General features: G+C 64.1%; 19 protein-coding genes and 1 pseudogene. 7 read left to right on the forward strand and 13 right to left on the reverse strand.

Going from position 1 to position 18,565, the window contains the following annotated elements:
• Positions 1-80: 80 nt before the first annotated feature.
• Together ASC93_RS23660 and ASC93_RS23665 are read right to left on the reverse strand one after the other, a co-directional pair.
• Positions 81-1,016: an NAD(P)/FAD-dependent oxidoreductase gene (locus ASC93_RS23660; protein WP_229412852.1), complete on the reverse strand. Its 936-nt coding sequence runs from the start codon at positions 1,014-1,016 to the stop codon at positions 81-83.
• Entirely contained in the window at positions 976-1,440 is a 465-nt protein-coding gene (locus ASC93_RS23665) for an Rrf2 family transcriptional regulator (RefSeq protein ID WP_056448376.1), read from the reverse strand. Before ASC93_RS23665 ends, ASC93_RS23660 begins: the two co-directional genes overlap by 41 nt.
• 373 nt (positions 1,441-1,813) lie before the next feature.
• Here ASC93_RS23665 and ASC93_RS23670 point away from each other — a divergent pair, with 373 nt between their 5' ends.
• Entirely contained in the window at positions 1,814-2,719 is a 906-nt protein-coding gene (locus ASC93_RS23670) for a hypothetical protein (RefSeq protein ID WP_056448378.1), read from the forward strand.
• A 265-nt stretch (positions 2,720-2,984) separates the two neighbouring features.
• Here ASC93_RS23670 and ASC93_RS23675 read toward each other — a convergent pair whose 3' ends face one another.
• The gene (locus tag ASC93_RS23675) at positions 2,985-3,836 is read right to left on the reverse strand and encodes an NAD(P)H-binding protein (protein ID WP_082548297.1); all 852 of its coding nucleotides are present in this window, start codon (positions 3,834-3,836) and stop codon (positions 2,985-2,987) included.
• 62 nt (positions 3,837-3,898) lie between these two features.
• Here ASC93_RS23675 and ASC93_RS23680 point away from each other — a divergent pair, with 62 nt between their 5' ends.
• A complete protein-coding gene (locus tag ASC93_RS23680; protein WP_082548298.1) occupies positions 3,899-4,882 on the forward strand; it encodes an AraC family transcriptional regulator in 984 nt (327 codons plus the stop codon).
• Between the two features lie 120 nt (positions 4,883-5,002).
• On the opposite strand, the gene ASC93_RS23685 is transcribed toward ASC93_RS23680, so the two are convergent.
• The 6 genes from ASC93_RS23685 to pyrC form a co-directional block, all read right to left on the reverse strand.
• Positions 5,003-5,479, reverse strand: a complete 477-nt coding sequence (locus ASC93_RS23685) for a hypothetical protein (RefSeq protein WP_200958393.1) — start codon at positions 5,477-5,479, stop codon at positions 5,003-5,005.
• Between the two features lie 199 nt (positions 5,480-5,678).
• Complete coding sequence (locus ASC93_RS23690) at positions 5,679-5,978, reverse strand: hypothetical protein (RefSeq protein ID WP_056448384.1); 300 nt, start codon at positions 5,976-5,978, stop codon at positions 5,679-5,681.
• A gap of 150 nt (positions 5,979-6,128) precedes the next feature.
• Positions 6,129-6,503, reverse strand: a complete 375-nt coding sequence (locus ASC93_RS23695) for a 50S ribosome-binding protein YggL (protein WP_056448387.1) — start codon at positions 6,501-6,503, stop codon at positions 6,129-6,131.
• A complete protein-coding gene (locus ASC93_RS23700; protein ID WP_056448389.1) occupies positions 6,500-7,507 on the reverse strand; it encodes a Gfo/Idh/MocA family protein in 1,008 nt (335 codons plus the stop codon). The genes ASC93_RS23695 and ASC93_RS23700 overlap by 4 nt, the downstream gene beginning before the upstream one ends.
• Positions 7,508-7,520: 13 nt before the next feature.
• A complete protein-coding gene (locus ASC93_RS23705) occupies positions 7,521-8,315 on the reverse strand; it encodes a DUF3025 domain-containing protein (protein ID WP_056448391.1) in 795 nt (264 codons plus the stop codon).
• A 4-nt stretch (positions 8,316-8,319) separates the two neighbouring features.
• Positions 8,320-9,369 carry a dihydroorotase gene (gene pyrC, locus ASC93_RS23710; protein ID WP_056448396.1) on the reverse strand — a complete coding sequence of 350 codons (1,050 nt, stop codon included), beginning with the start codon at positions 9,367-9,369 and terminating at the stop codon, positions 8,320-8,322.
• Between the two features lie 146 nt (positions 9,370-9,515).
• On the opposite strand from pyrC, the gene ASC93_RS23715 reads away from it, so the two are divergent.
• Positions 9,516-10,253: a sulfite exporter TauE/SafE family protein gene (locus ASC93_RS23715; protein WP_056448398.1), complete on the forward strand. Its 738-nt coding sequence runs from the start codon at positions 9,516-9,518 to the stop codon at positions 10,251-10,253.
• Positions 10,254-10,455: 202 nt separating this feature from the next.
• Here the strand turns inward: ASC93_RS23715 and ASC93_RS23720 are convergent, their stop codons facing one another.
• Positions 10,456-11,181 carry an amino acid ABC transporter ATP-binding protein gene (locus tag ASC93_RS23720; RefSeq protein WP_056448455.1) on the reverse strand — a complete coding sequence of 242 codons (726 nt, stop codon included), beginning with the start codon at positions 11,179-11,181 and terminating at the stop codon, positions 10,456-10,458.
• Between the two features lie 185 nt (positions 11,182-11,366).
• Between ASC93_RS23720 and ASC93_RS23725 the strand changes: the two genes are divergently transcribed.
• Positions 11,367-12,638, forward strand: a complete 1,272-nt coding sequence (locus ASC93_RS23725) for a dicarboxylate/amino acid:cation symporter (RefSeq protein WP_056448402.1) — start codon at positions 11,367-11,369, stop codon at positions 12,636-12,638.
• A gap of 74 nt (positions 12,639-12,712) precedes the next feature.
• Positions 12,713-13,783: a type II asparaginase gene (locus ASC93_RS23730; protein ID WP_056448404.1), complete on the forward strand. Its 1,071-nt coding sequence runs from the start codon at positions 12,713-12,715 to the stop codon at positions 13,781-13,783.
• Between the two features lie 166 nt (positions 13,784-13,949).
• On the opposite strand, the gene ASC93_RS23735 is transcribed toward ASC93_RS23730, so the two are convergent.
• Together ASC93_RS23735 and ASC93_RS23740 are read right to left on the reverse strand one after the other, a co-directional pair.
• On the reverse strand, positions 13,950-14,822 hold the full coding sequence (locus ASC93_RS23735; RefSeq protein ID WP_056448407.1) for a Kdo hydroxylase family protein: 873 nt from the start codon (positions 14,820-14,822) through the stop codon (positions 13,950-13,952).
• A 16-nt stretch (positions 14,823-14,838) separates the two neighbouring features.
• Positions 14,839-16,683, reverse strand: coding sequence for an ABC transporter ATP-binding protein/permease (locus ASC93_RS23740; RefSeq protein WP_056448410.1), 1,845 nt, complete (start codon positions 16,681-16,683; stop codon positions 14,839-14,841).
• Positions 16,684-16,744: 61 nt separating this feature from the next.
• Between ASC93_RS23740 and ASC93_RS23745 the strand changes: the two genes are divergently transcribed.
• Together ASC93_RS23745 and ASC93_RS23750 are read left to right on the forward strand one after the other, a co-directional pair.
• Positions 16,745-17,179, forward strand: coding sequence for an acyl-CoA thioesterase (locus ASC93_RS23745; protein ID WP_056448413.1), 435 nt, complete (start codon positions 16,745-16,747; stop codon positions 17,177-17,179).
• 24 nt (positions 17,180-17,203) lie between these two features.
• A pseudogene (locus tag ASC93_RS23750) lies at positions 17,204-17,722 on the forward strand (alkaline phosphatase); the annotation flags it as partial.
• On the opposite strand, the gene ASC93_RS30180 reads toward ASC93_RS23750, so the two are convergent.
• Positions 17,720-18,475, reverse strand: a complete 756-nt coding sequence (locus ASC93_RS30180) for a glycosyltransferase (protein WP_082548299.1) — start codon at positions 18,473-18,475, stop codon at positions 17,720-17,722. The pseudogene ASC93_RS23750 and the gene ASC93_RS30180 sit on opposite strands and share 3 nt — an antisense overlap.
• Between the last annotated feature and the right edge of the window lie 90 nt (positions 18,476-18,565).

Raw genomic sequence — 18,565 nt, forward strand, 5'->3', positions numbered from 1 at the left:
ACGGGCTTTACAAATGCTTACCGTGCTGACAATCGCTTACAAGCTTTGGCGCGCGAGCCAGGTGGCGGAGGTCGGGGGACCTACGCCGCCTGATTTAATTCCGCAATCAATGAACGATGCGTCGCAACGCCGGCCATCGCCCCGTCGGCGACGGCCAGCGCCACGCTGCCGGCCGCCCGTGCCATGTCGCCGCAACAGAACACACCGGGCACATTGGTCGCCTTCATTGCATCGGTCGCCACGAATTCGCCCATCGGGCCGGCCTCCATGGCGCAGCCGAGCTGCCGCGGAAGCGCGCCGGCGACCGTCGTGCGCGGCACGACGAACAATCCGGTCATCGGCAATCGCCGCCCGTCGCGCAGCACGACGTCGGCTTCGCCGTCGATCCGGGCGACCGGCGCCGCTTCGAGCGTGACGCCGCGCCGGGCTAGCGCTTCGTGCTGCGCATCGCTCGGCGTGAACGCGTCGTTCAGGAAGAGCGTGACGCGGCCCCAGTCAGGCAACATCAATGCGTGATGCATCGACAGCTCGCCCGTGGCGAGCACGCCGATATCGCCTTCATCGAGCTCGTAGCCGTGGCAATACGGGCAGTGGAATACGCTTCGCCCCCAGCGCTCGGCAAGGCCCTCGATACCGGGAAGCGTATCGGTGACGCCCAGCGCCAGGACCAGGCGGCGTCCGCTGACGGTCCCGCCGTCGCTCAGCGTCACCTCGAAATACTCGCCGTCGCCGGTGGCCGACATCGCCGTGTCGCTAGCCCAGGCGACATTCGGATAGGCCTGCAATTGCGCCCGCCCCTGCGTAGCGATGGCTGCCGCTTCGCTCCCGTCTTGCGTCAGGAAGCCATGAGAATGCCGGGCGAAGCGGTTGCGCCGCCGCCCCGCATCGATGACGAGCACGTTGCGGCGGGCACGCGCCAGCTGCAACGCGGCGGAAAGCCCCGCGTAGCTGCCGCCGACGACGATAACGTCGAAATCAGCCTGGTTTGGGGACGTGTGCATGATGCTGTTCTCCATGTTGGGCGTACTGCGCATTGAAGCGCTCAGCCAGATCGGCCAGCGTGACGCCGGCAAAGCGGCTGACCAGCAAGGCTTCCGCTTCGTCGAAGGCGCTGCTCAGCGACTGGTTGACGACCTTCTCGACCAGGCACTCGGGATGCTCCACGCGATTACCCATCGCGAACACCGTCGGCGAACCGACGCTCACATAAATGTCGTGCAGCGTGAGGTTGCGCAGGTCCGCCGTGATCACCCAACCGCCGCCATGGCCTTTTTCGGAACCGACATAACCACGTTCCCGCAGCCCGGCAAGCGTACGTCGCACGAGTACCGGATTGGTCTGCAAGAAGCCAGCCAATTCCTCGGAGGTGAGCGGCCGTTTGCTGTGCGCCATGTGCAGCAGCAGGTGGAGGACGGAAGAGAGCTTACTGTCGCGTTTCATGTAACTTATGATAGTACATGAGCGCTTTGGGCGCAACAGTCGATTGCCATGGTCGCGTGGACCGCATTGTCGACAGCGCAGGCGTGATGCTGCTATCCCGGTTGGAAGCAAGTTAGTGCGCCTGATAAAACCTCTTGCTTGTCCTGACAGAAACCGCACCGTACACTGAGCCATTTGAACACCTGTAACCGGCCGGGACCGGCCGTTGCTGCAGCCGATCACAGACTCACAGCATGTGGCCAACGACGGACAGTGGTAAACGTCCACAACCGAGTCAATATCATTCTATTAGAACCCGTGTGTCGGGTTTTGCTTCCTCCTGTAGCTTCTCAGAAGAACGTACCATTCCACAAAATAAATACAAACTTACACTATGAAGAGCCTTCCGAACTGGATGCAATTAAAGGATGGATTTATCGATTTCGCAGAATTGGCGATGGAATTGATTGGGAGATCGGAAGATGATCCTAAATATCTGAAGTTCGCCGCCGTGAATGCGCAGGTCGCCCTGGAATTATTCTTGAAGTACTACTATTCGAAAAATGGCAAAGTCGTCGAGATTCAAAAAAAGAAAAACGGCATTCCGCAAGAAGAATTCATCGAGCATTCGCAGATATTAAATCATTATTATGCGGAGAGAAAATGGTCCTATGGCGTGAAGAGAGAACTTGTTTTTATGATGGAGGCAAGAAATTCCATCCTTCATCGGGCCCAGCAAACCGGTTGGAGTTCCGAGCTGGCCACGAGTGTCGTTAGAACACTCTTCTTTATTCACAGCACCTGGTATTCAGATTTCGGTAACTGCTTGTTTGAAAGAAGTTACGGGAAACCTCAGCCGCTCTCTCGGAACAAGGTATGGCAGACAGGCGTCGACAGTTTCGTGCATCAGCTTTCTGACTTGCACGATATGGAGATCCGAACGTGTTTGACGTGCAAGCATCAAGCTGTGGTCGCGGGCGAGTTTTTCGGATTGGAAGGTGCGGAAGGTGACGAGTATCTAGTTTGCCTCAACTGTTTCGACTCGATAGATATTGAGCACGAAGCCCGATTATTGGATTGCCATAAGTGCGGAGAAAAAGCTTACCTTATCGACGCGTTTAACGAACAAGAACATCAGCTTTACGTTGGAAAATGCTCGGAGTGCGGCGAAGATAGTTGGGTGCGGGCTTGCGCAAACTGCGAAATATTCTTCCATCCGGAAGAGGGAGAGAGTGAACTTTACGGCAAATATTTTTGTTCAACAGACTGCTCGGATATGTTTAAGGAAAAGCCAATGTAGCACTGCGCGCTCATCCAGGTGCTGGTGCTTTGTGACGGAAACCATTGGCCCGAGAATGCCTGTCTCTGCATCCTGGCCGTCCGCAATGAGTCGGAAATTGCCGTACACCGCCACGGTCAAGGCCAAATCACGATCTACGTCGATGGCAACCCGTCGGCAGCAAAACGTCCCCGACTTCGGAAACACGTAACGCCGCCGACACGTGCCCCAAGCCGGCCGCCGGACCGTCGGCCGACTGCGCCACGGCGACACGGAATTCCCCCGTTTACCGGACCGCCCACACATCCGCCGCGGCCTGCGCAAAATCGTCGAAATCACGCGCGGGCCGGTCGGTAACGCGCGCCACGGTGTCGGTAACGTCTGCGCCGTAACCCTCGCGGATGGCATCCTGGTCGCGCAGGATCATCTCGAGGTAATCGGCGGGCATGCCTGCCTGTTGAAGCAGTTGTGCCATCCCCTCGCGCGGCAAGGCGTGATGTACGACGGCGCGCCCGGCCGCTTTCGCGATCGCATCCGCCGCTTCGCCGAAGCTGAGCGCGCGGGGGCCCGTAATCACGTGGGTCGCATGGGCGTGCCCGGGTTCGGTGAGCGCGCAGGCTGCCACGCCCGCGATGTCATCGGCGTCGACGAATGCGACCGCGCCCGTGCCGGTCGCGCTGGCGACTGCCCCCGCCTGCCGGATTGCGGGAAGAAGAAACCCTTCGGAGAAATTCTGGGCGAACCCCGTGGGGCGCAGGATCGTCCACCGCAAACCGGATTCGCTCACCGCCCGCTCCACGTTGCGGCGGCCGGAATCCTGCGGCTCATGCGGAAAGGCGACGCCCATCGAAGACAGTGCGACGACGGATTCGACACCGCTGCCTCGTGCCTGCGCGAGGAACGCGGCGACGACGTCGGACGGATCTTCGACGAACGCCGGCGGGACGAGGTAGATGGCGCGGGCGCCATCGAGGGCCGGAGCGAATGTCGCGGGGTTGTGCCAATCGAACACAACATGTCCACCATCGCCGCGACGGCTCGCGGACCGCGCGGCCTGGCCGCGCCGGGCAAGGTGGTTGAGCAGGCGGCGCCCCGTTTTTCCGGTGGCGCCCGTTACCAATATGGGAGAAGCATGCATGACGAAATCCTTGATCTGTTTTGTAGGAGACGTCACTATAAGAATAAATTCCGATCGAAAGAATGCACGAAACCCTCCATTCCATGTTCAAACGTATCGACTCATGTACTGATGCTCTAACGCAAGTGCTGGAAGCGGCCCAGCTCGGCGGGCGCTTGTCGGCCTCGATTTCGGTCAGGGCGCCGTGGGGCTTGCGGTTCGGGCACGTCGAGCGGCTGGCCGGCTTCCATGTGGTATCCCGCGGGGTTTGCTGGCTGCTTTGCGAAGGGGATGACGCACCGGTTCGGCTGGAGCCTGGCGACCTGGTCCTGTTACCGCATGGCACAGCGCACGTCTTGTGCGATGACCCTGCCAGCGAAGCCATCGATCTGCACGCCTACGCCGCGAATATCGCCCCCGGCCAGACGTTGGCTTTGCCCGACGGAAGTGGACTGGAATGCGCGCTGCTATGCGGTTCCTATTCATTGTCGCTCGACGGCCGCTACCCATTGCTGCACGGCCTGCCACGGCTGATCCATCTGCGGGCGGCGCAAATTGCCGAAGGGGCGCTGGCCGCCACGGTCCGGATGCTGGAAGCGGAAGCCGCGCAAGGGGCGCCCGGCTCTTCGCTCGTCATCGATCGCCTGATCGATCTGCTGTTCGTTCATGCGCTGCGCACCTGGCTCGCGATCCAGGCCGACGGGGCGAGCGACAGCTGGTTCGGCGCGCTCGCAGATCCGGTCGTCGGCCCCGCGTTGCAGGCGGTCCACGCCGATCCGACTTTCAACTGGACCGTGGAGACATTGGCGCGCGCGGTCGGGCTATCGCGCGCGCCGTTCGCGCGCCGCTTCCGCAGTGCCGTCGGCGAGCCGCCCCTGTCCTATATCACGCGTTGGCGCATGGCCGTCGCGGCCGGGTTCCTGGAGCAAGGCGAGCGCGCGGCGCGCGTGGCGGGCCGGGTCGGATACGACGACGAATTCGCGTTTGCCAAAGCGTTCAAGCGGGTGCGCGGCATTTCGCCGGGCGAACACCGGCGCCGCTATGCCGGCGCAAGCGCCGGGACATGACTGGCTTCGAAACGCTCGCATCCATTCACTGGAGGTTGGGCAGGCAATACGTACCCGACCACGAGCACGGGCGTAAAAAAGCCCGCATCGCGCGGGCTTCGCCGGCATCGGACAATGGACTTACTGGGTGACCGGCGCGGCAGGCGCCGGGGCAGCCTCCGGTGCCGGAGTGGCCGGCGCGGCCGGAGTGGCGGGAGCGGCCGCATCAACCGACGTCGCAGCCGGTGCCGCCGGGGTGGCCGGGACAGCCGGGGCGGCGGCGGTTGCCGGAGCGGCTTCCGCGGCCGGCGTCGTCGTCATGGCGGCCATGTCGTCCTTCATGGTGTCGGTCTTCGCGACATGCTTCGTCTTGCTCTTCGCATGCTTGGCGCTCGCCTTCGCTTCCTTGGCGTGCGTCCTGGCCGTCTTCGCGTCGGCGTGCGCTTCCTTCGCGTCGGCTTGCGCTGCCTTGGCTTCGGCCGGCATGGCCTTCGTCTCGGTTTTCGTTGCCTTCAGGTCCGCGTTGTTGACCAGCACGGCTTGCTTGGGTGCGGACGTCTGGGCGAAAGCTGCGGTGACAAACAGGCCGGCGATCAGGGTAGCGATGGTTTTTTTCATGATGAAGGGTCCTCGGAGTTTATCGGGAAGGTGCACATCTTTCGTGTGTCACTTATCCCTTCAACGAGGTCTTCTGTCCGTCTGTTGACGCACTTTACAAACGGTTACTGTATTGACATGTGCTTACACCGCTGCGTTGCGCCGTGCACGCAAACGAAAAAGCCCGCATCGCGCGGGCTTTTCATGCGTCCGGACCGGATTACTTCGCCGCGACCTTCGTGGCCTTGTGCTCGGCCTTCGCGTGCTTGACGTCGGCCTTGGCTTCCTTCTTGGTGTCCTTGGCCTCGGCCTTGGCAGCAGCCTTCGTTTCCTTGACGTCGGCCTTGGCATCGGCCTTGGCTTCCTTCACGTCGGCCTTGGCGGCTTGCTTCTCCTGCTTGGCTTCGACCTTGGCCGCGGCCGGCGTGGCGGTTGCCGGCTTGGTGGCCGGTGCCGGCGCCTGGGCGAAGGCAGCGGTTGCGAACAGGCCGGCGATCAGGGTAGCGATGGTCTTTTTCATGATGAAGGGTCCTAAGAAGTTTTGGGGTCGGTGCAAGTCGTTTTGCGTTGCACTTGAGCCTAAAACGAAGCGGCATACCCATCTGTTGACGCGCCTTACAAACGGTTACCGCGCTGACAGATCCTTACATCTCGACAGTTTCAGCGCAGTTCAGAAATCGTAGCCGTGCCAGGCATCCTTGAAATCCCTGGCGCGCGCGTCGACGACTTCCGGCCGCGCGCGCAGCCATGCGATCACGGCCTCGCGATCGTCTTCCGTCGGCGAACCGCGCTCGATGCGGGCGACCACGCCCTCGGTTTCGCTGAACGGCTCGCGACCGCCGAAGCCGCCGCCGAGCAGACCGCGTTCTTCCAGCGCGCCGAAGAAGTCGTTGATGAAGTCGTGGTACGGCTCGCCGCGCATCGGGGCGTGGAACACGAGTTCGACGTCGAAGCAGTGCTCGCGGAATTCGCCGACGCGCATCTTCTTGCGCTGACGGGCATTCAGGCGCCGCATGCGGCTGGTCGAACGGGGATCGCGTTTCATGGATTCTCCTTGGTTGTCATCGATTGGTCGGCGTCGTACGTCAGCCCGATCTGGCGCCGGACCTCGTCCATCACGCCCATCAGCGCCAGCGTATCGGCATGCGTCATGCCCGGGCTTTCGACGAGGCCCGCGCGCCAGCAGCGCTGCGCCTCGGCCACCTCGTGCACGTAGCCGTTGCCGACGTAGGGCGTGGGCACGGTGCGCGAGATGCCGTCGGCGCGCACCACCGTCACCGTCTGCGCGCGGTAGAACATCGTGTTCATGCGCACGTGGCCACGCTCGCCCGCGATCGTCAGCTCGCTCGGCAGGCGCGCGCGCAGCGAGCAGCTGCACATCGACATGCCGCCGCCGCCGTGGCGCAGCAGGATGCCGGTCTGCTCGTCGACGCCGGTCGGGCCGAAGTCGGCGTGGGCCAGCACGGTCTCCACGGGGCCCAGCAGCGCCACCGCGATCGACAGCGGATAGATGCCCAGGTCGAGCAGCGCGCCACCGCCCAGCACGGGATTGAACAGGCGGTGGTCGGGGCCGACGTCGGCCTTGAATCCGAGGTCGGCGTTCACCTGGCGCACGGTGCCGATCTCGCCCGAGTCGACGATGCGGCGCACCTCGGCCAGCGCGGGCAAAAAGCGCGTCCACATCGCCTCCATCAGGAACAGATTCTTCTCGCGCGCGAGCGCCACCAGTTCCTCGGCCTGGCGGCGGTTGACCGTGAAGGCCTTTTCGCACAGGACGCCCTTGCCGGCCTCCAGCGCCAGGCGCACGTTCTCGTAATGTGCGGGGTGCGGCGTGCCGACGTAGACGAGGTCGACGTCGGCGGCCCCCACGAGGTCGTCGTACGATCCGTACGCCGTGCCGCCGAATTCGCGCGCGAACAGTTCGGCGCTGTCCAGGTTGCGCGAGCCGACGGCGGCGAGCTGCGCGTCCGGTGTGTCCTCGAGTGCGGTGGCAAAGGCCTTGGCAATCTTTCCCGTGCCAAGGATGCCCCAACGTACCTTGTCGTTCATGGCGCTGTCCTCCTTATGCATTGCTGGCCGGCCGCCTGGGCCGGAACACGGTTGGGTCGAGATAAAACGCTTCGTCCTGGTCCGGCCACCAGCCTGGCACGCCCAGCACGGGCAGCGGCGTGAAGCCGGCCGTGGACAAGCCCTCGGCCGCTATCGCCTTGGACACCGCGGCATCGATCCAGTCGCGGCGCCCGGCGCGGTCGAGCGCAAAAAAATCCGCGGCGGCGGGCACGACGCGCACATGGGCCGTGATCGCCTTGCGCGGCACGACGAGCTTTTCCATCAGCGCGTGCCCGAACAGCCACAGTTCGCAATCGCGCCCGAACATGGCGCGCTTGTCGAACAGGGCGTCGCGCCAGCGGTGCGCGCGCAGGTCGTCGACGAGCGCGCGGCCCGCGGCGCCGTCACGCACGACGAGCAGGGCCGCGTTCTCGTCGAAGATGGTGGCGGCGTCGCGCGCCGGCCCGCGCGACTTGCCCACGCCGGCCTGCGCGATCTGCGCGGCCTGCAGGGCATTCAATGCGCGCTTGATGCGCGGGAAGGTCTGCCACACGAGGCCATTGAAGAAATCGTGCAGGTTCGCGCGCGTGGGCACGCAGCCCGTGGCGCCGATGAAGGCTTCGTACGCCATCCCTTCCGGCAGCGCGTCCTGGGGCACGAAGCGCAGCGGCTGGCCGCCGTCGTTGACCAGCCCGAGCCGCGCCGCATTCGCATTGAACGCCGCGATGAAGGGGCCGTCCGTCAAACTGTCGAAAGCGGGACGGACCGTGTCGTACCACGGCCGCGTCCAGTCGATGTCCGGGAACATCCCGTTACAGCATCTTCCAGCCGATCTGTTCGCCGGCGTTCAGCGGCACCAGTTCCTGCTCGCCCATCGGCACCGTCGCCGGCAGGTTCCACGCCTCGCGCGTCAAGGTGATCGTGCCCTCGTTGACGGGCAGGCCGTAGAAGTTCGGGCCGTTCAGGCTCGCGAACGCTTCCAGTTTATCCAGCGCGCCGGCCTGTTCGAAGGCGGTGGCGTACAGCTCCATCGCGTGCAGCGCGGTGTAGCAGCCGGCGCAGCCGCAGCTCGCTTCCTTCGCGTGCACGGCGTGCGGGGCGGAGTCGGTGCCGAGGAAGAAGCGCTCGTCGCCGCTCGTCGCCGCCGTCACCAGCGCCAGGCGGTGTTCCTCGCGCTTCAGGACCGGCAGGCAATAGTAGTGCGGGCGAATGCCGCCCTTGAAGATCTCGTTGCGGTTGTACAGCAGGTGGTGCGCCGTGATCGTCGCGGCGATCGGGCCCTCGGCCTCGGCGACGTACTCGGCCGCGTCCTTCGTCGTGATGTGCTCGAAGACGATCGGCAGTTCCGGGAAGTCGCGGCGCAGCGGACGCATCACGCGCTCGATGAACACGGCTTCGCGGTCGAACAGGTCGATGTGCTGATCCGTGACTTCGCCGTGCGTCAGGAGCGGCATGTCGAGTTCCTGCATCACTTCCAGCGTTTTATAGCACTTGCGCAGGTCGGTCACGCCGGCGGCGGAATTCGTCGTCGCGCCGGCCGGGTACAGTTTCACGCCGTGGATGAAGCCGGTGTCGCGCGCGCGGCGGATCTCGTCCGGGTCTGTGTTGTCGGTCAGATACAACGTCATCAGCGGCTCGAACGACATGCCGGCCGGCAGCGCGGCCAGGATGCGGGCTCGGTATTCGGTCGCCAGCGCCGCGGTCGTGACGGGCGGCTTCAGGTTCGGCATGACGATGGCGCGGGCGAACTGGCGCGCGCTGTGCGGCAGCACGCTGGCCATGGCCGCGCCGTCGCGCAGGTGCAGGTGCCAGTCGTCGGGGCGGATGAGGGTGATGGTGTCGGGGGATTCGATGATGGACATGGCGGCTCTCGGATTGCGAACCCCGACATTTTACTCGCACGCACCGCGTTCGGCATGCCTTGTAGGTGCGCACGATACATTGCAATACAGAACGGAAATACCCTTTGGGGCTAGAATCGTCGTATTGTCAACCGGCCCGCGCAAACATGACATTCGAATTGCTTACGCTTGCCCAACTGGCGTGCATCATCGTGTTCGCTTACACGGTCTACGGCCTCACCGGTTTCGGCTCGGCCGTGACGGCGATGCCGCTGCTCGTGCTGTTGATTCCGCTGCGCACGGCGGTGCCGCTGATGCTCGTGTTCGATCTCGTGTCCGGCCTGCTGCTGGGCCTCAAGAACCGCCGCTTCATCGAAAAGCGCGAAGCCCTGCGGCTGATCCCGTTCATGGTGGCCGGGATGGCCATCGGCGTGCTCGCCCTCGTGCGTGCGCCGGAGCACCTGCTGCTGCTCGTGCTCGGCCTGTTCATCCTGAGCTATTCGGCCTGGAGCCTGCTCGTGCGCGGCAAGCCGCAACCGCTGGCGTCCACGTGGGCCGGGCCGTTCGGCGTCGTCGGCGGCATGTTCACGGCGCTGTTCGGCACGGGCGGACCGTTCTACACGATCTTCCTCACGCGGCGCCTGCACGACAAGCTGACCCTGCGCGCCACCATCAGCGGCGTGCTGTTCTTCAGCGCCGTCGCGCGCCTCGTGCTGTTCACGGGCGCCGGACTGTATCGCCAGCCGGCGCTGCCGCTGCTGGCCGCCGCGCTGCTGCCGTTCGCGCTCGGCGGGCTGTATCTCGGCAACCGGCTGCACCGGCGGCTGCCGGCGGAGCGGGTCAGGCAGGCCGTGTGGGTGGTGCTGATCGCGGGCGGGGCGAGCCTGGTGTTGCGGAACCTGTAAGCGTCGTTCCTGCGCCATGAACTGCGTCGTCCCCGCACTACGAACTGCGTCGTCCCCGCGGAGGCGGGGATCCAATTTTGCACGCATCGCGGCGACGCCGGGAGTACCTGGGCCCCCGCCTGCGCGGGGGCGACGGTTTGCTTGCGCAGGCGACGTTCTTCTCGCGAGGGGCGGCGTTTTGCTGATAACAATGCGATTGGTGTCAGTGGATGATCCGCGCCAAGAACTCCCTGGCCCGGTCCGACGTCGGCGCCTCGAAGAACGCCTCCCCGGTGCTGTCCTCGACGATGCGTCCCTCGTCCATGAACACGACGCGGTCCGCCACGCGGCGCGCAAAGCCCATCTCGTGGGTCACGACCATCATCGTCATGCCGTCGGCGGCCAGGCCGGTCATCACGTCGAGGACTTCGCCCACCATCTCCGGATCGAGCGCGGACGTCGGCTCGTCGAACAGCATCGCGACGGGGTCCATCGCCAGCGCCCGCGCGATCGCCACGCGCTGCTGCTGGCCGCCCGAGAGCTGGGCCGGGAATTTGTCCTGGTGCGCCAGCAGGCCCACGCGCTCCAGGTATGTCAGGCCGTTCGCCGTCGCCTCGTCGCGCGGGCGTTTCAGGACCTTGACCTGGGCCAGCGTCAGGTTGTCGCGCACGGACAGATGCGGGAACAGCTCGAAGTTCTGGAACACCATGCCGATGCGCGCGCGCAGCGCGGGCAGGCGCGTGGCCGGGTCGCCGACCGACGTGCCGTCCACGCGGATCGCCCCTTGCTGGAAGGGCTCGAGGCCGTTGACGGTCTTGATCAGCGTCGACTTGCCCGAGCCGGACGGGCCGCACACGACGACCACGTCGCCGCGCGCGACGCGCGTCGTGCACTCGCGCAGGACCTGGAAAGGGCCGTACCACTTGCTGACATTGTCGATTTCGATCATCTTGTTTTCACCGAATTTGGGCGTGCTTGACAGCACCCGCAACGCCAAGGATACTGCCGGGACTTGTCAATATCACAGCACCAGGCACCCGGCAACTACCTGATCTTGCACGAGATTGTGCCACGGCGCCGGAACAGGACGGACGATCTCCCCTGTTCCGCAATCTGCCACCACAGAGGAAGCTTATGAACCAAAGAAACCGCCTCACCACCTGGATCCTCGTGGGCCTGGTACTCGGCATCGCCGTCGGCTACGTGGCGAACACCCATATGACCGACACCAAGGGCTTTGCCGAGACCATGTCATTGGTGACGACGCTGTTCCTCCGCCTGATCAAGATGATCATCGCCCCGCTCGTGTTCTCCACGCTGGTGGTCGGCATCGCCAAGATGGGCAATGCCGCGGAAGTCGGCCGCATCGGCATCAAGGCGTTAAGCTGGTTCATCATCGCTTCCCTGCTCTCGCTCACGCTGGGCCTGATCCTCGTGAACCTGTTCCGGCCGGGCGACGCGATGGCCGCCGCCGGCCACCTGCCGGACATGAGCGCCTCGTCGGGCATCACCGCCTCCGGCCTGACGCTGAAGGACTTCGTCACCCACCTCGTGCCGACGTCGATCGCCGACGGCATGGCCAGGAACGAGATCCTGCAGATCGTGATCTTCTCGATCTTCTTCGGCACCGGCGCCGCCGCCGTGGGCGCGCGCGCCACGCCGCTGATCGACGCCATCGACGGCGCGGCCCACGTGATGCTGAAGGTGACGGGCTATGTGATGAACTTCGCGCCGTTCGCGGTGTTCGCCGCGGTGGCCGGCGTCGTCGCCACGAGCGGCCTGGGCGTGCTCTCCACCTACGGCAAGTTCATGGGCGAGTTCTACCTCGGCATCGCGCTGCTGTGGGCCGTCCTGATCGCGATCGGCGTGCTGTTCGTCGGCCCGCGCCTGTTCAAGCTCCTCGGCCTGCTGCGCGAGCCGACCATCCTCGCGTTCACCTGCGCGTCGTCGGAAGCCGCGTATCCGAAAACGCTGGAAGGCCTGGAACGCTTCGGCGTCAAGAACCGCCTGGCCGCGTTCGTGCTGCCGATCGGTTACTCGTTCAACCTGGACGGCTCGATGATGTACTGCACCTTCGCCTCGGTCTTCATCGCCCAGGCCTACGGCATCGAGCTGGCGCTGTCCACGCAGCTGACCATGATGCTCGTGCTGATGCTGACGTCGAAAGGCATGGCCGGCGTGCCGCGCGCATCGCTCGTCGTGATCGCCGCCACGCTGGGCCAGTTCCACATCCCCGAAGCGGGCCTGCTCCTGCTGCTCGGCATCGACCACTTCCTCGACATGGGCCGCTCGGCCACGAACGTGATCGGCAACGGCATCGCCACGGCCGTCGTCGCGAAGTGGGAGGGCGATCTCACCGATCCCGCCCTCGCCACCCAGGACGTCGCGACCGCGCCATTGCGCTAGACGCCCCCCGAATCCAGGCTCCTCCCAAGGAGCCTTTTTTTTGCCTTCCAAAAATTGTTAAAAAAGGAGATCTGATGTTTTTAAAATTCATACGCACCTGCTTCGCACTGTTCCTCTTTACGCTGTGCGCAGCGGCCGCGCACGCCGCGGGACGCCTGCCGAACGTGGTGATCCTCGCCACCGGCGGCACCATCGCCGGCACCGGCGCCACCAGCACGACGACGGTCGGCTACACGGCCGCCAAGGTCGGCGTCGATGACCTGATCAAGGCCGTGCCGGAACTGAAGCAGGTCGCGCACGTGACCGGCGAACAGGTGTTCCAGATCGCCAGCGAGAACATGAGCAACGAGCACTGGCTGACCCTGGCCAAGCGCGTCAACACGCTGCTGGCCAGGCCGGACGTGGACGGCGTCGTGATCACGCACGGCACCGACACGATCGAGGAAACGGCGTACTTCCTCGACCTCGTCGTCAAGAGCAGAAAGCCGGTGGTGGTGGTGGGCGCGATGCGTCCGTCGACCGCGATCTCGGCCGACGGCCCGATCAACCTGTACAACGCCGTGCTCGTCGCGGGCAGCCAGGAAGCGGTCGGCAAGGGCGTGCTGGTCGTGATGAACGACCAGATCAACGCCGCGCGCGACGTCAGCAAGACCAACACGACGACGACGGACACCTTCAAGGCGACGGAACTGGGCCTGCTCGGCTACGTGGTGGGCAACCAGCCGCACTTCTACCGCGCCTCGACCCGCAAGCACACGGTGGACACGGAGTTCGACGTGAGCAACCTGACGTCGCTGCCGCAGGTCGACATCGCCTACACCTACGCGAACGTGGGCCCGACGGCCGTCAACGCGCTGGTCGCCGCCGGCGCCAAGGGCCTGATCCACGCGGGCGTGGGCGACGGCAGCCTGCCGATCAAGGTGCGCCCGGCCCTGTCGGCCGCGCGTGAAAAGGGCGTGATCATCGTGCGCGCCAGCCGCGTGGGCCAGGGCATCGTCGCGCGCAACGGCGAGGCCAATGACGACCAGCTGGACTTCGTGGTGGCCGATACGCTCAATCCGCAGAAGGCGCGCATCCTGTTGATGCTGGCGCTGACCAAGACGAACGACACCAAAGAGATTCAGCGGATGTTCTACACGTATTGATTTTGGATGCATGGTGGGCACGTTCGTTTGTGAGGCCCCCGGCCTCACAAACCCCACCGACGATGTTCGCATTACCGTAGGGTGGGCGGCCCTCCGCCCACGCGCAACGCCAACACATCGCGCGCGTCAACAAAAAATGGCCGCGCTTGCGGCCATTGTTACGTCGTCACACCAGCGCGTGCCCCCGCATGCGCGTCAGGATCGCCAACGGACTCGCATCCTTGTCGTACTGGTGCATGGGCGACAGCTGCAGCGTGTGTTCCATCATGTACTGCCCCGCCATCACGGCGTGCGAGGTCTGGTCCGAGAAGCACACCCACGCGCAGCCCGGCGGGAAGCCGAACGTGACCTGCGGCGCGTTCTTCTGGTAGTCGAGGTCGGACTTCATCGCGTCGTGCAGCTGCAGCATGATGTGGTCGTATTCGCTGCGCAGCGACTTCGTCACGTGCAGCATGTTCAGCACCTTCGCCTGCCACGCCGAATACGGTTTCACTTTCGGCAGGAAGCGCCGGGCCACGTCCTCGAACGGTTCGCCCACGCGCCACACGCGCGGCTCGCCGTCCTGGTTCACGTTGGTGAATACCCGCAGCAGGCGCTCGCCGTAGTTCGGGCGCGACGGAAACGAGTCCACGTGCATGCGGCGGTCGTCGGCGCGCCACGATTGCACGCGGTTCTGCACGACCGACGGCCGGAAGCTCGTCGCGCCGCGGCGCAGGTGCTCGCCGTAGCGCGGCACCAGGTTGCCCAGCAATCCTTCGGCCTCGGCGCGGAACCGGCCGATCATCCCGGCCATCAGCGCGCGCGTCGCGTCGTCGCCGACCACGCCTTTCAGGTCGCCGCCGGCCGAGAGGCTGATGTTGCGGGTCTTGGGGTCGCGGATGTCTTCGCGGAACAGCGCCAGTTCTTCCTTGTGCGGCGCGAAGCCGTGCTGGCCGAAGTTCGGAAAGTACAGCACCTTGCCCGCTTCCAGCGCGGCGATCCAGGCCGGGTTGCCGTGGCCTACGTCCGCCATGTCGATCTCGACGATCTGTTTTTCCATTCCGTTCACATCCTCATCAATCTTGTACGGCTTCGACCGCGGGCGAGGCCAGGTCTTCGTCCTGCCTGGCCTGCTGGCGGTCCCACATCTGCCGGTACAGGCCATCCGCCGCGATCAGGGCCGCGTGCGTGCCCCGTTCGACGATGCGGCCGTGGTCGAGCACGAGGATCTGGTGGGCGTCGGCGATGGTCGACAGGCGGTGCGCGATGACGAGCGTCGTGCGCTGCTTCGCGATTTCCTTCAACTGCGCCTGGATCGCCTGCTCCGACTTCGAATCGAGCGCGGACGTGGCCTCGTCGAAGATCAGGATCGCCGGATTCTTGAGCAGCGTGCGCGCGATGGCCACCCGCTGCTTCTCGCCGCCGGACAGTTTCAGGCCGCGTTCGCCCACCATTGTCGCATAGCCGTCCGGCAGGGTTTCGATGAAGTCGTGGATCGACGCTGCGCGCGCGGCCGCCACGATGTCGGCGCGGCTCGCGCCCGGGCGGCCGTAGGCGATGTTGTATTCGATCGTGTCGTTGAACAGCACCGTGTCCTGCGGGACGATGCCGATCGCGTGGCGCAGCGAATCCTGCGTCACGTTGCGCACGTCCTGGTCGTCGATGCGGATCGCGCCCTGCTGCACGTCGTAGAAGCGGAACAGCAGCCGGGACAAGGTCGACTTGCCCGAGCCGCTGTGGCCCACGACGGCCGTCGTGGTGCCGGGCGGGATCGTGAAGTCGACGTCGAACAGGATCTGGCGTTTCGGATCGTAGTTGAATTCGACGTGCGAGAACTCGACCCGCGCACCGTGCGTGACGAGCGGCCGCGCATCGGGCGAATCGGCCACCTCGCGATTCTGTTCGAGGAGGCCGAACAGGCGCTCCATGTCCGCGAGGCTCTGCTTGATCTCGCGGTAGATCACGCCGAGGAAGTTCAGCGGGATGTACAGCTGGATCATGAAGGAGTTCACGAGCACGAGGTCGCCCAGGGTCATCGTCTTGTCGATCACGCCCTGCGTCGCGCGCCACAGGATCGCCGTGACGGCCGCCGCGATGATCAGGGACTGGCCCGTGTTCAGGACCGACAGCGACGTCTGCGAACGCACCGCGGCCTGCTCGTACTTCTGCAGGCCCTCGTCGTAGCGCTTCGCTTCGTAGTCCTCGTTGCCGAAGTATTTCACCGTCTCGTAATTGATCAGCGAGTCGATCGCCTTCGTGTTGGCCTTCGAATCCAGCTCGTTCATCGTGCGGCGGAAATGCGTGCGCCATTCCGTGACGGTGACGGTGAACGTGATGTACGTGACGAGCGCGACGCACGTGATGCCGGCGAACCAGGCGTCGTAGTGCGTGCCGAGGTAGCCCAGCACCAGCGTGATCTCGACGAGCGTGGGCAGGATCGAGAACAGGGAATACGAGACGAGCGAGCTGACGCCGCGCGTGCCGCGCTCGATGTCGCGCGTCATGCCGCCCGTCTGGCGGTTCAGGTGGAAGCGCAGCGACAGCGCGTGCAGGTGCCGGAACACTTTCAAGGCGATCGTACGTACGGCGCGCTGCGTCACGCGCGCGAACAGAAATTCGCGCAGCTCGGTGAACAGCGTGGTCGAAAAGCGCAGCGCGCCGTACGCGACGAGCGCGCCGAGCGGCAGCACGAGCAAGGCGTGCGGGCTGGATGGGTTGATCGTCAGGTGGTCGATCAGCTTTTTCAGCACGAGCGGCACGCCGACGTTGGCCATCTTGGCGCCGACGAGGCAGATCAGCGCGGCCAGTACGCGCCATTTATAGACCCACAAATAGGGCAGCAGGGTGGCGATGGTGGCCCAGTCGTTCCGTTTGGCGTTCGGATCGGCGGGCGGCAGGGAGTTCGGCGGAGAGCGTCGCATGGCAGGGCTCGAAGTTTTATGGTTCAATCGGGAGGATTGTAGCCTTTACCGGAAATTCAAGATGACCCAGCCAGGAAACCAGACCCCGTCCATCACCCGCCTGCCTGAAGGAAAGATGCCAGTGCTGCGGATGATGCCCGCCCCGTCCGATGCGAACGTCTACGGGGACGTGTTCGGCGGCTGGATCATGGCCCAGGTCGACGTCGCCGGCTCGCTGCCGGCCGTGCGCCGCGCGAATGGCCGTGTCGCCACCATCGCCGTGAATTCCTTCGTGTTCAAGAACCCCGTGTTCGTGGGCGACCTGCTGTCGTTCTACGCCGACATCGTCAAGGTCGGCAATACGTCGATCACCGTCTACGTCGAGGTGTACGCGGAACGCAACCGCCTGCAGACGGACGTCGTCAAGGTGACCGAAGCCACGCTGACCTATGTCGCCACGGGCCCGGACCGCAAGCCGCGCCAGTTGCCGCCGCTGGAATCGCTGATCGCGCAGTAAATCGCAGGCCGCCGCGCACTGTCCATGAGCTGGCCGCGCCGCCTGTTCCTGCTGAACGCGGCGCGGCTCGCGGCCGCATCGTCGGCGTTATTGCACGCCGCGCCGTCGAACGCGGCCGGCTATCCGTTCAGCCTCGGCGTCGCATCCGGTTCGCCGCTGCCGGATGGCGTGATCCTTTGGACGCGCGTGGCGCCCGATCCGCTCGACGAGACGAAGACCCCATCGCTCGCCCTCACCCTGCGCTGGGAAGTGGCGCACGACGGCGCGTTCCGCAACATCGCCGCGAAGGGCAGCGCCGTCGCGACGCCCGAACTGGCGCACAGCGTGCGCGTCGACGTGCGGGGCTTGCAGCCGGCGCGCTGGTACTGGTATCGCTTCATGCTGGGCGACGCCGTCAGCCCCGTCGGCCGCACGCGCACGGCGCCCGCACCGGACAGCATGCCGGACTCGCTCAAGCTGGCCGTGGCCTCGTGCCAGCACTGGGAATTCGGCAGCTATGCGGCGCACCGCTACATCGAACAGGCGAACCCGGACCTGATCTCACTCCTCCGGTGCATACTTCTTCCAAAGCCGTAATAGCGTATCGCACATGTCTTGGCCGGCCAGTCGGATCTGATTAACGCCGAATGGTTCTTCCGATTGCCATGGCTTGCGTTTGCCGACGTAATGCACGATGCGGGCAGATACCAGTTTCTCGGGGGTCATTCGGGTGCTTCCTACGTTAAACTCTGAAGGCAATTCGTGATACATATCTTTTAACACAAGGTTCAGAACAGTTTGATTACCCGACCAAGGACTCGCCTCCGCCACATGCATGAGCTTGCGCCAAATCTCTGGTGTTCGAACTCGCTTCCCCAAACTAAGTACCCCGGAATTAAACCCGCCTAAATGTTTAATCTCCATACCTTCTCCCGGCGGCAACGAGCAAGCCGCGACATCTCCCCTATACGCCAAAAGCTCATCAATATTTCCGACAATAATCATGTCCGCATCCAAATATATAAGCTGCTCATAATCCACCACTCGAAACAACTCATAACGAAATGCGGGACTCATGCGCCAGTCACGATGTTTCGTGAAACAGCATTTTTGATATAAATCGCTGGCAATCGTCCTATATTTTATGTTCGGATACTCTAATTCTATTCGGCGCCGCGAAGCCTCGCTCAGCACTTCGCTATAACAGACGATATAAGGAATAGCGATATGAGGATTTGACTGCCTCAAACTGCGCATTAATGCAGCCAAGCCCACCGAATATTCATCATCAACGTGGGAACAAAAGGCGACATCCATTTTTACCTCTAAGGACGAGAAAACACTAAAGGATCTTAGGCTCGACAGTGAACGCAAAGCAGAAATCGTTATATTACTTAGCAGTATCGC

The sequence above is a fragment of the Massilia sp. Root335 genome (assembly GCF_001425685.1).
Lineage (GTDB): Bacteria > Pseudomonadota > Gammaproteobacteria > Burkholderiales > Burkholderiaceae_D > Telluria > Telluria luteola.